We start from the raw sequence: 14,158 nt of genomic DNA, 5'->3' as shown, positions 1-14,158 counted from the left end.
TATTACATACTATAAAATTTAATAGTATTTATATTTTTCAGAAAAATAAAACAATATATTAGACTTTATTGTATAATGTTGTAAAAAGATGTCGGAGGGATTTAATGTTACATAAAATATCTCAATTCACAATTAAGCTTTCATCCATTCTTTTATCACTGTTACTATTATTAAATTTACCTTATTTATTTGTCACTCAACAAGGATTCACCTTTCAACCCATTTATTTTTTTGACCAGATCGTTACTCTGTTAAAACAGGTTTTCTCCCCTGAATCATTGTTGGTTATAGGATCAGACCCAAAGTATGGTCATTTAAAAACAGCACCATTATTTCCAACTGTTTTAGAACCTTATCTATATTCATTTACTGTATTATTTGTAGCCTTTTTGCTTGCACTCTTTATTTCATCTAGCATGGCATTTTTTTATTTTTTAGCAAAAGATTATATAAAAAAATGGATAAACCGAATTGTATTCATATTAGAAGCTGTCCCTGATATGATGATGATGATTTGTTTGCAAATATTTTTCATATGGGTACTTCAGAAATTCGGGGAAGCTCCTTTCACTATTATTTCTTTTAATGAAAATCGAGCTTACTTACTCCCTATTTTATCTTTAGCTGTCTTACCTACATTACAAATGTTTCGAATGATGGTGTTATACATACAAGAAGAACATGGAAAACATTACGTAGAGGTTGCATATGGAAAAGGCCTTTCATCCAGTTATATACTGCGCATTCATTTATTCAAAAATATATCTATCCACTTCTTCCATCATTTAAAAACGATTTTTGTTTTCTTACTTTCTAACTTATTCATTTTAGAATTTGTTTTTAATATGCAAGGCATTATTCAATTTTTATTTAAAAAGGCGTTTATTTCACCTCCAGCTGCATTTATCATACTTGTCATGATTATCTTACCGTTTTACGCCATTTTTCAAATCATCTCTTTCATGATGAATAAATGGCAAAAGCAATTGAAAGGAGCAGCTTTATGAAATCTATTTGGAAATCAAAACGATTTTTAATCGGCTTTACTTATTTATTCATACTTGTTTCAGCTAGTTTTATTTATAGTTGGTTTTTTAAAGATACCATCCCAAAAGCTCCCCAGTTACTTTACAATGACAATAACGAATTGCTTGGAAAGGCTCCCTTTCCACCATCGTTAATACCGCCTTTTGGATCGGATCGTTTTGGAGAGTCTGTTTTCTTACAAATTATAGAAGGAGCAAAATTTACCATTTTATTAGCCGTGGCAATTAGCTTCTTTCGAATTTTATTCGGAACATGTATAGGAATCCTCTTAAGTTTATATGCTCCAAAATTCAAGAGATTTTTCCAGTCATGCTCAGAAGTTTTTTATTACATTCCTACTTTATTTATCGCATTTATACTCATCACGCCCGTTAATATTGTAATCGTATCAAATGCTGATAGATTAGATCCAAATATTTCATTTGCGTTTTATCAAGTACTCGTACTTATTTTCGTCGCTCTGCCTACACTTTCTTTATATATATCCTCAGAGGTTGATGAATTTATGAAACAAGATTACATTTTAAGTTCCCAATTGCTAGGGGCTAGCCGTTTTCATATTATCAAAAAACACTTACGAGTCTTATTACTTGATCGCTTATTTGTGTTATTTATGGAGCATATCGTCCAAGCACTCATACTCGTTATCCATTTAGCGTTGCTTGACATTGTAATTGGCGGAATACAAATGCGAGAACTCTATGATGGAGTGCTCAAACCTGTTTCTCTATCTAACGATTGGGCAGGCCTTATTGGATTAAATCGTTATGAAATGAATCTTTCATGGTGGATTATTTTTTATACTCTCGTTTCATTCTTTATTACGATTCTTTTTATTAAACTTATGACCATCGGGATTCAAGATGCACTGAAAGCAAGAGATTTGCAAACAGTAGCAATTCAAACTGTTCCAAATCATAAAAAATTTGTTAAAAGTAAAGATTCTTTTTCGTTTGCAGATAAAGTGAACCTTTAATCATTTCTCATTAATTAGCATTGATATTAAAAAAAGCTGATCCTTATTGAATGCAGGGATCAGCTTCTTTATGCCGTCTAACTTTTTTAATATCCTTTGCTAGACTCATATTTTTTATATTTAAAGTGAATTATTTACAATCACAATTATGCTGTTTAAAATCGATTACCATACGTCCTTGAATTCTACCTTGTTCCATTTCTTCGAATACATTTTGTACTTTATCTAGAGAACAAGTTTGAACAACCGGCACTACTTTTCCTTCTGCACCGAACATGAACGCCTCCTCTAAGTCCTTACGAGTACCAACTAGAGAACCAACTACTTCAATTCCATCTAGTACAAGTCGCGGAATGTTTAAATCCATAGTTTCTACTGGTAAACCGACTGCAACGACTTTACCACAAGCACGTACTGCATCAACTGCTGAGTTGAATGCTACTTTAGAAACCGCTGTTACTACAGCAGCATAAGCACCACCAAGCTCATCTTGCACAATCTTATCAGCAGGACCTTGAGAAATTGGATTGATAGTCATATCAGCGCCAACCTCTTTTGCTAACGCTAATTTATCATCATTAATATCTACTGCAATTACCTTTGCACCAAATACGTTTTTAGCATATTGGATAGCTAGGTTACCTAATCCACCACAACCATAGATGACAATAGGTTGACCAGGTTTAATATCTGATACTTTTATTGCTTTATATGTAGTTACGCCCGCACATGTAATTGATGATGCTTGAGCAGGATCTAATCCTTCTGGTACTTTCACCGCATAGTCAGCTGTAACAATACATTGTTCCGCCATACCACCATCTACTGAATAACCAGCATTCTTAACTTCACGGCAAAATGTTTCTCTACCAGTTACACAATATTCACAACGTCCACAAGATTGGAACATCCACGCAATACTTACACGATCACCTATCTTTAGTGAAGTAACATCATCAGCAAGTTTCGTAACAATACCTACACCCTCATGACCAAGAATACGGCCATCTGTGTTTCCAAAATCATGATTTGCAACGTGTAAATCAGTATGACAAACTCCACAATACTCTACATCTACTAACGCTTCACCTGAGTGTAACGGACGTAATTCCTTTTCAATAACTTCAATGTTTGCTTTACTATTTTTATTAACTACTACTGCTTTCATATGTGATCTCCCCTTTAGTGTTTTAGAATTTTAATGAGTACATCTCAAAACTTCTGTCTTCACTGATTTGGCTAATCATTATGCCAAATTTAAATGTTCAATCATCATTACAAGTTCATCATAACATGTAATTTTAAAAGCTCATTGTTAAATATTGAACAATATTTGAATTATTAACCAAATGTTTTCTTACTATATTTAAAGAAATGTAAAAAAATATTGAGTTTGGGAATACTATTTTAAGCTTTGGAGATTAAAAATGTTATATTCATATAGATAAATATAAAAATTAAATAAAGCCTTCTATTATTATATTTAGGTCATACACTTTAAACGCAATAAAATCAAAGACAGGAACTTATTTGTTCCTGTCTTTTTATAACGTGGTGAGATCCTACATCCATCTATTTAAGAAATCCCTCCTATAATCCCTAGTATAGAAACGGAATAATTCGCCAAGTCTTGGACTGATATTGCCTATATTGTTCACCAAATAGCTTAATAAGGACTCTCTCCTCAATTTTTATACGATACGAATACACAATGAAAAATAAAATGATATTTATGGTAACGGCAATGAATGAAGATGAAGATATTGCAAATCCTAAAAAGGTCAAAAAAGACCCTAAATAACCAGGATGACGAACATATTTATATAGACCGTTTTGAATTAACCTATGTCCCCCTTGCATTCCGACATTTCTACTGTAAAATCTACCTAAAATTTTCATTGAAGAAAATCTTATCCATACACCGATTAGCGCGATAATAACACCGAAAAACAGCAATGAATGAATCTTATTTACTGTAAAGAAATACATAATCTCTGGAATGGTTAACATCAATGCAAAAACTACTCCGATAAAAAAACTAGAACCACGATTTTGCTTTTCTTCTTTAACAGGTGAACTTCTATAAAACTCTAATAATAAATATAGAAGAATAGGTAAATAAGCTATGAGAAACATAATTCTTTATCCTTTCAATAAAAATATTTTATAACTAACTCCTTTTTACCCCAATCTGATTTGTCAGTTTGTCGTTCTATTTACCTATGATTATTTCTTTAACTCTCATTAAACACCCTTCAAGGCTTTGTCTTCCTCCCATATGCCAAACATACAATTCAAATTTCATATCTACATTATACGAATTGAGTTGAATATTCATTCTTTTTATTCATTATGCAAATAAAAAAGGATAATCAGCCCCATAATGGACTAATTACCCTATCAGTAATTATCGAAATTGAACATTTAAATCGCCTTTTATATTCGTTTCATCGAAATTGTTTCACGTATACTTTGTAAATTTTGCAACGTTTCTTCTTGGCGTTGTAATGATAACCCAACGTATAAAGTATCTAACAAACTTAACTGTGCTAGTCGTGATGAACTTGCTTCGGTGCGAAATTCCGTCTCACGTGTTGAAGTGTATAATGTAATATCAGCAAGTTGACTTAATGCTGATTTCTGATAGCTCGTAATCGCAATAATGCGAACTCCCCTCGCTTTTGCTACTTCTAATGCTTCCAGTAACCCTTTATTGCTACCAGAATGAGAAATTGCAATGACTACTGCTTCTTTAGTTAGTAAACCCGCACCCATAATTTGAAAATGTGAATCTGTATGAGCAATACAAGAAATACCAGTTCTCATAAATTTATGATATGCATCCATCGCAATAATACCGGAACCACCATTTCCATAAAACTCAATACGGCTTGTATCTTGCAATACTTTTACCGCTTGCTCTAGTGCTGTATCGTTTAGTAAATGTAATGTATCTTGCAGTCCTGTAATATGCGAATGAAAAACTTTTTTAGCAACAGTTACCATACTATCTTCCGCCGATACTTCTTCATGAATATTTTGCATCGGAGTATGTACAATTTCACGAGCTAATGTAATCTTTAAATCTTGAAAGCCTTGAAAACCAAGATGCTTACATAAGCGGAATATCGTAGCTTCGGAGCTATTCGTAACTTCAGCTAATTCTGTAATAGATTTATGTACAACATCTTGTGGATGTTTCAAAATATGTTCAGCAATACTTCGCAATTTCGGTGATAAACCGTTTAACGAAGCCTGAATCTTTCCAAGCCCATTTCTTGTACCTGGCATAGCATATCTTCTCCTTCCATCGCATCCTTATTCCATAAAAAAACAATTATTGCGGGCCAATAATCAGTGGGAATGCCCCCCACTGATTAAAGTTTCACCTTATTGTACCTAATTATTGAAAGAAGAAAAACCTTTATTCAGAATCACTATACATTTTTAATTGCTTCTATGTATTCTGTCATAACATATGACTATATTATTCATACTTAATATTATTTCTTCTCATGTTTCACCGCATATAATGCAGCTTGCGTACGATCATCTACTTCCAACTTAGCTAAAACATTTGAAACATGTGTTTTTACAGTTTGTTCTGTAATATGAAGCTCTGCTGCAATTTCCTTATTGCTTCTCCCTTTCGCAATTTCACGAAGTACTTCTTGCTCTCTTTTCGTTAACATGGAAAAAGGGTTTTCTTTTTCTTTTTTGACCGCTGACCGTCCTAAGAGTGCTGGTGTTACTTTCGGGTGAAAATTCGCATTCCCTTCCTGTACTGCAATGATAGAAGCTACAAGTTGCTCAGGTTGTACTTCTTTTAATTGATAACCATCTGCTCCAGCTTCTAGTGCTGGTAAAACATAATCTTGCTCTGAAAAACTGCTTAATATAAGTATCTTAATTGTCTCATCATATTGTTTTATTCGTTTCGTTGCTTCAATACCATCCATCTTCGGCATTGATAGATCCATTAATACTATATCCGGCCTTTTTGTTTGGACGAATGTTAATGCCTCTTCACCATTTTCTGCTTCCCCAACAATTTCAAATTCTTCTCTCGTTTTCAAAAAGAATACAAGTCCTCTTCGAACGATATGATGATCCTCAACTAAAAGTAATTTAATCTTCAACCTTATTCTCCCCTTCAAACCGGCAATTGAATTTCAATTTTCGTACCCTTTTTCAGCTCCGTTTTTATTTGAAACGATCCCTTTATTAACTGAATGCGTTCCTTCATACTTTTTAAACCAAGCGCTGTCTCTCTTACGTTATCTTGTATAAAGCCTATTCCGTTATCCTCTATGTAAAAATATAGCTGGTTATTTTCTATTTTTAAAAGAACATTTACCTTTTCACATGAAGCATGTTTTTTACAATTATGTATTGCTTCTTGACTAATACGCCATAAAACTTCTTCTATTTCATCCCCAATTGAAATCATTCCATCAATTCGAACTTCCACAAAAATCCCTAACAACTTCCCGTAATTTTTAATTGCTTCTGCTAAACCTTTCTCTAATCCTTCCGGTCTTAATTGCCAAATTAAAAGTGTCATTTCTTGTAATGCTTCCTGTGATAATTCTCCAATATAACTTAACATCTCTTGCAAGTCTCTATCTTGCGTCATATTTAGAGTACCTTTTGCTGTTAGCATAATAGAAAATAACAATTGTTTTACTGAATCATGTAAATCACGAGCTAATCGATTTCTTTCAGCTACCACTACGTATTTACGTTCTTTTTCTACTAACTGAATACGTTGTATTGTCGTACCTATTTGAAATGCAATCGATTCTAATAATGCTAATTCTTCTTCTGAAAAATGTGTTTTTTGAGGCGAAGCCACATTTAATAGACCAAATTTCTCCGATCCAGACCTAAGAGGAATTGTCGCATGATGCGTTACATCTTCTGTCTCTCCCCAATTACATTCAATCGCATCCTCTATTCGCTTACATTCAATAATATTTGTTGCTTTTTCCAATCTGCCATTCACAAAACGCTCTACACACCAACAGTCTCCTTCACACATTGGCTTTTTTTCTTGCCACGTAAGAGCTGGAGGTAAGTTCTGATCTACAAGCATGCGGTGCTTTCCACTTTCATCAATAAAAAAGATCCACCCTGTTTCTAAATTCATAACTTGTAACAATGTATGTAACACTTTTTCTAACATGTCCTGTAAGTCTGTCGCTTCATTTAATAATTCAGCAATTGCTTTTAATGCTTCTAAACGATGCATCTCTTTTTCTTCAAAATTCATTCTCATCACCAACTACCATTATAACATTAAGAAATTTCTAAATTCTACAAATTAAAAAAAGCCAAATTCCTTCGGCTCTTTCTTTATCTCAATCATTTTATTAATATTTTTCTATCCAATGTTGGTTGCAGAATTTTTGTTAACAAACTGTTCTACTTTAACTGTCCGATAAAGATTGTCCAGCACGAGCATGCTGTAAGCTTTCAGCAGTAACGACCATATTTGCTGCTGGCATCTGCACTTGATTCTTATGGAACATAGACATTAATTCAAATCTTACTTGTCTAGAAGTTTCAAAATAATCTTCTGGCTTTATTAAACCTGTAATACAAAATTCATATCCAACGTATTTAAAATTCGGATTTAAATCTGTAACACCAACATATTTAAACGGCTCAACAGCTTCATCCTCTACTGTATAGAGACTCGGAGCCAATTTTTCATTACAATTTACACAAACTTCTTCTAACAATTCCTTAACTCTTGTAGGATCTTCCTGATAACTTACCGCAATCCGTTCAATTACACGCATCCATCCTTTATTAAAATTTTGTATCGTTCTAATCTCTCCATGTGGTATAGTTAGCAGTTTTCCTGACCATTCACGAATTTGCATAAAACGAATACTAATTTCCTCAATCGTTCCTGAATTTGTTCCGTTAAAAGTAACAAAATCGCCAACACGAAACTCTTTGTCCGCTAATCGCGCAAAGCCTAATATAACATCTTTTAGCATCTGTTGTGCAGCAAAACCAATAACAACCCCCGCTATCCCTGCACCTGCAATGATACTTTTTATATCTACAAATTGGCTAATTAAATATATGATTAGACTAATGATAATGATATATCTAAAAATAGATCGAATCACACTTTGAATCGTTTGCTCTACCTCTTCATCAAAAAAGCTTGATTTCCTAAAAAACCAGTCAATAATACGGTTGATTATAAATGAGATAATGATTAGAACTAAAGCAAATAGTAAAAATCTTAAAAGTAAAAACTCTCTTACATAATTAAAAAATTCTTCAGTATACGTTAATAAACTCATCCATCCACACCCTTAACTAATGAAAATTTCATGAAAAACTAATTTATGGTTATATTTTTTGATTTCCTTATTACTTGTTACACTTTCTTCTATAAATATACCCTTTTTCATCCACTAAAGGGAGATAACAATACAACTTTTTATAAGTGACTTTATTTTGAGACCTCAATACTTCCCTAAACAAAAAGGGGAATATTAACACAACGCCGAATTGTTCATTTGAATACATTTCGACTCGCGGAGGTTACTTACAATGGGCTATAACGTAAAAAGAGACCTTTTTAAAGGCCTCTTTTTTACTTTACTTCTGCATGTAAGCATGACTTAAAATGTCCAAGTGCAAATTCATGTCCTTGCGCATTAAAAGACGCAACCGCCTTTTCAAAAACAACAATTTTAAATCCTTTGTTATAAGCGTCTACTGCTGTGTGAAGAACACAAATATCCGTGCAAACACCTACAAGATGAACTTCTTCTATCCCTCTTTCTCTTAACTTCATCTCTAAGTCTGTTCCAGCAAATGCACTATATCGTGTTTTATCCATATAATATACATTCTCTACATTTTTATATGTTTCGTACACATCTTGTAATTCACCAAACAAATCTCTTCCATTTGTACCAGCTATATTATGAGGCGGAAATAACTTTGATTCTGGATGATATACATCATTTTCTTCATGTTTATCAATTGCAAAGACAACGTAATCTCCATTTTCAATATATTGCTTCGTTATATGTACAATTTCCTTCTCAATTTCTTGCCCTGGTTTCCCGCAAGTTAAAGCACCTTTTTCAGCTACAAAATCATATGTATAATCAATATTAATAAGAGCTCGTTTCATAACTACTCTCTCCCCTTCTTCTGTTTCACAGTAAACAATAGAAAATTTGTTATTACGACATCATATGTACTATTCGACATTTCACATGAAATACCTACATTTTTCATGTGAAACTTACCTTAATCCGAGTTTATCATATAATAGATAAACAATGGTAAAACAAATAGCTCCTATTAACAAGTCGTGAATTTGATAGTCAAGCGTAATTTAAGTCACCTCTTGAATCACAAACCAAATGACTGACATCGTTAAAAGAATCAAGAGGATGCGGATATACCGATTCACATCTTCAGCCTCTTTCTCTGTCATAGTAGAAACAAGTGATTTCTTCCTACTTAATCGTATTAGAAAACGAAACAAGTTATTCAGTATTATATCCGCTAGTCCAAATAAAAAAGCACACTACTTTTTGAGTAATGTGCTTTTTATCCTTAATTAAGACGCAGGTTTTGTTTCAAATGTTGCTTGATTAAAACTAATAACCTTTCCTTTCGGGTCATTGTTTTCATACTGAACTGCAGTAATCGTATGATTACCTGTCTCAAGCATCTTTTCTTTTAATTGTACGGTTGTCTGTGTTGTACTAGTGACTTGATGTTTATCTGCATATACTTGATCTACAAATATAAATGTTTCTTTTTCGTTTTGAAAATTAGAAAGCTCTAATTCAACTTGCTGAATTAAAGTATCCTTTTTGATGAACACAGCCGGTATATTTCCATTTTCAGACGTGCCATCTGGCGTAATAACTTTCACTTTTCCTTCTCCAACTGGCACCGATCCTTCAGGAAATACAACTACATTCTCATTACTTGCATTTACAACTTTTTCTTCCTGCTTTGATTGTGTACCCTCTTTTTCCTGTGGAGTACCGCAACCAGCTAGTAACAATACAGACAATCCAGTGATTATGAATTTTTTCAAAATTCATCCCCCCTGTCATTTCATTATAATTTATTATACAAAAATAACTTTTTAATTTTAAGACTACTTTCAACACTTTCATGAACAAATAGAATATTGCTCACGATTAATGTATCATACTTTCCTTAATAGAACATTAATTTTTTTTATGAAATAAATAGTAATTCCCTCTTATCTATCATTTTAGCCCAACAGATTAATTACATACCTGTCCAAAATAAAAAGACATTGTTCATACAATGTCTTTTTATTTTGAACTTTAAAAAACAAATGTTGTAATCTCATCTACTTCTTTTCTTGGAAGTTTCTTCGGCTTATCTTTCGGAAAACCGAGTGAAATAACCATATTTATTTGTTTTTCAGGCTCAATTTGTAAATATTGTCGTAGTTCATCTTGAGCTAACAATACCGGTCCTGTCATCGGACAAGTACCAAGCCCCTTCGCATGCGCAGCTAACATTAAATTTTGTGCTGCTAAACAGCTACTCTTAATTCCTTCTTCTTCCCAAACTGAATCTGGAACAAAAGCAATTGGATCAAATATCTTTTCGCGAAATTTTGATTCATATGGTGTGGCCAAACATACGATTAATACTGGTGCCTCCGAGAAAGCTGTTGCATATGGTCCGAAAGAACGTGTAAGTAATTTCCCTGCTTTCTCTTCTCCGTTTTCTGCCGCTTTTGCCGCAAGTTTATGTAATGCATCCCATGTCATTTGTTCAATTTCTTTAATTTTCTCTCGGTTCATTATGACCAAGAACTCCCAAGTTTGTGAGTTCGTATCACTCGGTGCATAACGAGCACAATCAATAATTTCTTTTATATCACTAGTGGATACTTCTTGTTCTGTGAACTTCCTAACACTTCGTCTACCGTGAATTACTTCTTTAAAATCTTCATAATTCATACATTAAATCCCCTTTTTACAGCGTTTTCAAATCTTGTCCTATGCTTGAATTATATCATGAAAAAAAGCTGGAGGAATACCAGCTTTTTTCTTCAATATTAGTTCGTAACTTTAAACAAACGAATACTTTCTTCATATGCAACTTGGAGTTTCTTTGTAATTGGTCCTCTTCCCCCGGTTCCAAACTGTTCATCACCTATTTGAACGACTGGGAATATTTCAAGTGGTGTCGCTGTGAAGAAGCACTCATCAGCTTCAAATACTTCTTGTAGTGAAAATTCTCGTTCTTCTACTTCAATATGTAACTCTTTCGCTAATGTAATAACGAATTGACGTGTAATGCCGTGGAGAATGAAATTGTCAGCCGGATGTGTAATTAATTTATTATTTTTCACCATAAAGAAATTTGAATGACACCCTTCCGTTACAATTCCATCTCGTACTAATATCGCTTCTTGATAGCCTTGTTCGTTTATTTTATTTTTAATCATAATATTAGGTAGCAGGTTTAAAGATTTTATATGACAGAACTTCCAGCGTATATCCTCTTCTACAGTAACTTTTATTCCTCGTTCCATTGCAGTAATTGGCCTTGGAAACGAAACTATATTTGCAAAATATGTTGGTTCCATATTTGATTCATACACATGATTACGTGCTTGAGCACCTCTTGATATTTGCAAATATACATTCCCATCTTCTTGAAAGTGATTTTTTTCAATCATTTGATGTAACTCTTCCACCAACTCTTCCTTAGTAAACGGCGGAATTAGTTTTATTTCTTCCATAGAATTAAAGAATCGTTCTAAATGTAAATCTAATAAATGTGGCTTCCCATCATATAGTCTGAATACCTCATATATACCATCCCCAAATTGAAAGCCTCTCTCCTCTAATGAAATCATCGGTTGTTCTTCCTTCGTATTTACCATTCTTCCGTTAAACAAAATCCATTCTTTATGAGTAGCTTTCATTTATTCCCACTCCTTTATTCCATAATTGGTTTAATTGTACAACTTATCCGCACCTAAAAGAAGGAATTTTCTGTATTTTATAAATAAAAAAGCACATCACCATTTAAAGTGATGTACTCGACCGTTCATTTATTTTAGAAAATATTTTTCAATATCATCTAACATAAGATTTGCAGCTACAATACCACCTGCTGTATTCCAAATCACTTCATCTACTTGGAATACTTTATTATCTTTAGAAGCCTGTAACTGCTTAAAGAGTGGATCTTCTGTCCATTCTTTCGCTAACGTGTTTCCTTCATTATTCTTATCCGCATCTTTATCAGATGTAAAATAGAATATATAGTCCCCTTCCATATTTGGAATTTGCTCTTTTGTAATTCCTTTTATCGCAAATTCATCTTTATCTTGTAGTGGTGGTCGTTTAAATCCAATATCATTTAATACAACGCCTGAGAATGAATTTTTTTGATAAATACGGACATCACCTGGGACGAAGCGAATAATGGAAACTTTAGAGTTAATTTTATCACCTAATTGTTCTTTTATTGCTGCAATACGCTTTTTATAATCATTAAGAGCATTTTGCCCTTCTTTTTCTTTATTTACAGCTTTTGTATAAAGCGTAAAGTTTTCTTTCCAATCACCGCGCAATGTTTCAGCATATACTGTTGGCGCGATTTCTTTTAACTGCTCGTATATTTTTTCGTGACGCATTTTATTTCCGATAATTAGATCCGGCTGAAGCTTCATTACCGCTTCTAAATTAATGTCACGCTCAGTTCCTACTACTTTCGTATTTTTTAACTCTTTCGCTAAATGAGGATACCATTCATCACCAGCACGTGGTTTTGTCGTTCCAACTGGCGTTACCCCAACAGTTAAAAGTGCCTCAGCACCCTCATTTGTTAAAACAACAACTCTTTTTGGCGTACCATTTACTGTCGTTTCACCCATTGCATGCTTTATACTATATGAATCTTTTGCCTTTACAGATGTATCTTTATCTTTCTTTTCTTCTTTACCGCACCCTGCGATTACGACTATTAATAACATAACGCAAAGTATAAGAATATTTTTAGTGCGTGTCATAAGTCCTCCTAGTTGAAATTGATTATCATTTACATTTAAAGATTAATGTATATCTTATACATTGTCAATAGATATATCAGAAAAATTTTTCAATATATATAATTTCAACCTCATTTTTATTCAAAATATTTTTGTACTTATTTGCTACTCACATTTTTTAAACGTAACAAGTGAAAAAGCAATGGGCATAAGAAAGTAATTGTAATTCCAGTCAATACATAACGTAAATAAAAAACCGCCTTAAGTAAGGCGGTTTCTATCATTTTGCTTTAACCAATTTAAAATAAATATATACGATTGATAGTGAATATAACGTATGCAAAACAAAAGGAATAAAAGAGCTATTCCAGTGCTACTATACAACAAACCGAACTTTAAAAAAATATTTATAAGCGGCGGGAAGTTCGTTACATTTTGTAATGTAATCAGCATACAAAATAAAAGGAAAAACACAGGGGCATATTGTAATTCATACGGCTTTTTCTTCTTATTCATTCTTTTTCGAATGAACATATGGATTAGCTCTGCTACTAGAAAACACCCTCCAATTAATACAAGACCAGAAGTCATCGTCATATATCCACCTGCCTTATATTTATCCCGCGTAACTACGCATCGTTATATTTTCTTCACATATATTCCATCTTCTTCATTAAAACCAAAGCTCTCTATGAAAGAATTAGCTTGTTCCGTTAATTCCGTTTGTATTACTTTTATCTCTTTCACATTTCTTTCTTTCATCATCGTTTCAAATGTAAAATACGTATTTGTTCCATAACCGTAACTTTGATAATCAAAGTGAATAATTAACTGAGATAAAACCGCACTCTCCTCTTGAACACGATAATCTATTACACCAATATATGTATCATCAACTTTCACACAATACTGTACCTGATTCTCACTTAAACTATGTGAGCGAAACATTTCTTTAACAACGTTTTCATTTTCTACACTTACTTTTTCAAACGTAATCATATGTTGTCCATCCTTTTACTTTTATTGTATCAATAATTCGTTCTATTTATGAAAAAAACCTTAAGATCCTATGCGATCTTAAGGTTTTTCTA

Annotated in this window: 15 protein-coding genes and 2 pseudogenes; 2 read left to right on the top strand and 15 right to left on the bottom strand. The window is 32.9% G+C overall.

Annotation, left to right across the window (positions count from 1 at the left end; translation table 11 throughout):
- The first annotated feature begins 104 nt into the window (after positions 1 to 104).
- On the top strand, positions 105 to 1,007 hold the full coding sequence (locus ACHZK0_RS10870) for an ABC transporter permease subunit (protein WP_262743372.1): 903 nt from the start codon (positions 105 to 107) through the stop codon (positions 1,005 to 1,007).
- Positions 1,004 to 2,023, top strand: coding sequence for an ABC transporter permease (locus ACHZK0_RS10865; RefSeq protein ID WP_270608085.1), 1,020 nt, complete (start codon positions 1,004 to 1,006; stop codon positions 2,021 to 2,023). Before ACHZK0_RS10870 ends, ACHZK0_RS10865 begins: the two co-directional genes overlap by 4 nt.
- Before the next feature lie 130 nt (positions 2,024 to 2,153).
- Here the strand turns inward: ACHZK0_RS10865 and adhP are convergent, their stop codons facing one another.
- The 15 genes and pseudogenes from adhP to ACHZK0_RS10790 all read right to left on the bottom strand — a co-directional run bounded on the left by adhP (position 2,154) and on the right by ACHZK0_RS10790 (position 14,066).
- Positions 2,154 to 3,191, bottom strand: coding sequence for an alcohol dehydrogenase AdhP (gene adhP, locus ACHZK0_RS10860; RefSeq protein WP_270343680.1), 1,038 nt, complete (start codon positions 3,189 to 3,191; stop codon positions 2,154 to 2,156).
- Positions 3,192 to 3,622: 431 nt separating this feature from the next.
- A complete protein-coding gene (locus ACHZK0_RS10855) occupies positions 3,623 to 4,159 on the bottom strand; it encodes a methyltransferase family protein (RefSeq protein WP_270344150.1) in 537 nt (178 codons plus the stop codon).
- Positions 4,160 to 4,459: 300 nt separating this feature from the next.
- Complete coding sequence (locus ACHZK0_RS10850; RefSeq protein ID WP_242252073.1) at positions 4,460 to 5,314, bottom strand: MurR/RpiR family transcriptional regulator; 855 nt, start codon at positions 5,312 to 5,314, stop codon at positions 4,460 to 4,462.
- A gap of 212 nt (positions 5,315 to 5,526) precedes the next feature.
- A complete protein-coding gene (locus ACHZK0_RS10845; RefSeq protein ID WP_395761533.1) occupies positions 5,527 to 6,162 on the bottom strand; it encodes a response regulator in 636 nt (211 codons plus the stop codon).
- Between the two features lie 14 nt (positions 6,163 to 6,176).
- Complete coding sequence (locus ACHZK0_RS10840) at positions 6,177 to 7,274, bottom strand: sensor histidine kinase (protein WP_262743373.1); 1,098 nt, start codon at positions 7,272 to 7,274, stop codon at positions 6,177 to 6,179.
- A 178-nt stretch (positions 7,275 to 7,452) separates the two neighbouring features.
- Entirely contained in the window at positions 7,453 to 8,346 is an 894-nt protein-coding gene (locus ACHZK0_RS10835; protein ID WP_395761532.1) for a mechanosensitive ion channel family protein, read from the bottom strand.
- A 296-nt stretch (positions 8,347 to 8,642) separates the two neighbouring features.
- Positions 8,643 to 9,191, bottom strand: coding sequence for a cysteine hydrolase family protein (locus ACHZK0_RS10830; RefSeq protein WP_262743366.1), 549 nt, complete (start codon positions 9,189 to 9,191; stop codon positions 8,643 to 8,645).
- A gap of 114 nt (positions 9,192 to 9,305) precedes the next feature.
- Positions 9,306 to 9,560: pseudogene (locus tag ACHZK0_RS10825) on the bottom strand (hypothetical protein).
- A gap of 66 nt (positions 9,561 to 9,626) precedes the next feature.
- Positions 9,627 to 10,115: a hypothetical protein gene (locus ACHZK0_RS10820; RefSeq protein WP_262743364.1), complete on the bottom strand. Its 489-nt coding sequence runs from the start codon at positions 10,113 to 10,115 to the stop codon at positions 9,627 to 9,629.
- Positions 10,116 to 10,374: 259 nt separating this feature from the next.
- Positions 10,375 to 11,022 (bottom strand): nitroreductase family protein, encoded by a 648-nt coding sequence (locus ACHZK0_RS10815; RefSeq protein WP_001105300.1) that lies wholly within the window; start codon positions 11,020 to 11,022, stop codon positions 10,375 to 10,377.
- 98 nt (positions 11,023 to 11,120) lie between these two features.
- Positions 11,121 to 11,996, bottom strand: coding sequence for a D-amino-acid transaminase (dat, locus tag ACHZK0_RS10810; RefSeq protein WP_262742928.1), 876 nt, complete (start codon positions 11,994 to 11,996; stop codon positions 11,121 to 11,123).
- Positions 11,997 to 12,125: 129 nt separating this feature from the next.
- Positions 12,126 to 13,088, bottom strand: coding sequence for an ABC transporter substrate-binding protein (locus tag ACHZK0_RS10805; protein WP_395761531.1), 963 nt, complete (start codon positions 13,086 to 13,088; stop codon positions 12,126 to 12,128).
- Positions 13,089 to 13,225: 137 nt separating this feature from the next.
- Positions 13,226 to 13,321, bottom strand: a pseudogene (locus ACHZK0_RS10800) (phosphatidic acid phosphatase); the annotation flags it as partial.
- 7 nt (positions 13,322 to 13,328) lie between these two features.
- On the bottom strand, positions 13,329 to 13,658 hold the full coding sequence (locus ACHZK0_RS10795; protein ID WP_073518478.1) for a hypothetical protein: 330 nt from the start codon (positions 13,656 to 13,658) through the stop codon (positions 13,329 to 13,331).
- A gap of 48 nt (positions 13,659 to 13,706) precedes the next feature.
- Positions 13,707 to 14,066 carry a GNAT family N-acetyltransferase gene (locus ACHZK0_RS10790; protein WP_262742926.1) on the bottom strand — a complete coding sequence of 120 codons (360 nt, stop codon included), beginning with the start codon at positions 14,064 to 14,066 and terminating at the stop codon, positions 13,707 to 13,709.
- Positions 14,067 to 14,158: the final 92 nt, after the last annotated feature.

The sequence above is a fragment of the Bacillus sp. 3G2 genome (assembly GCF_044324725.1).
In the GTDB taxonomy this organism is placed as follows: domain Bacteria; phylum Bacillota; class Bacilli; order Bacillales; family Bacillaceae_G; genus Bacillus_A; species Bacillus_A mobilis.
Note: the sequence above shows the minus strand (reverse complement) of the source record. Positions and strands in the feature narration are given on the sequence as shown.

Coding starts and splice junctions, on each gene's coding strand:
- ACHZK0_RS10870 (WP_262743372.1), top strand. CDS start 105: ATGTTACATAAAATATCTCAATTCACAATTAAGCTTTCATCCATTCTT.
- ACHZK0_RS10865 (WP_270608085.1), top strand. CDS start 1,004: ATGAAATCTATTTGGAAATCAAAACGATTTTTAATCGGCTTTACTTAT.
- adhP (WP_270343680.1), bottom strand. CDS start 3,191: ATGAAAGCAGTAGTAGTTAATAAAAATAGTAAAGCAAACATTGAAGTT.
- ACHZK0_RS10855 (WP_270344150.1), bottom strand. CDS start 4,159: ATGTTTCTCATAGCTTATTTACCTATTCTTCTATATTTATTATTAGAG.
- ACHZK0_RS10850 (WP_242252073.1), bottom strand. CDS start 5,314: ATGCCAGGTACAAGAAATGGGCTTGGAAAGATTCAGGCTTCGTTAAAC.
- ACHZK0_RS10840 (WP_262743373.1), bottom strand. CDS start 7,274: ATGCATCGTTTAGAAGCATTAAAAGCAATTGCTGAATTATTAAATGAA.
- ACHZK0_RS10835 (WP_395761532.1), bottom strand. CDS start 8,346: ATGAGTTTATTAACGTATACTGAAGAATTTTTTAATTATGTAAGAGAG.
- ACHZK0_RS10830 (WP_262743366.1), bottom strand. CDS start 9,191: ATGAAACGAGCTCTTATTAATATTGATTATACATATGATTTTGTAGCT.
- ACHZK0_RS10815 (WP_001105300.1), bottom strand. CDS start 11,022: ATGAATTATGAAGATTTTAAAGAAGTAATTCACGGTAGACGAAGTGTT.
- dat (WP_262742928.1), bottom strand. CDS start 11,996: ATGAAAGCTACTCATAAAGAATGGATTTTGTTTAACGGAAGAATGGTA.
- ACHZK0_RS10805 (WP_395761531.1), bottom strand. CDS start 13,088: ATGACACGCACTAAAAATATTCTTATACTTTGCGTTATGTTATTAATA.
- ACHZK0_RS10795 (WP_073518478.1), bottom strand. CDS start 13,658: ATGACTTCTGGTCTTGTATTAATTGGAGGGTGTTTTCTAGTAGCAGAG.
- ACHZK0_RS10790 (WP_262742926.1), bottom strand. CDS start 14,066: ATGATTACGTTTGAAAAAGTAAGTGTAGAAAATGAAAACGTTGTTAAA.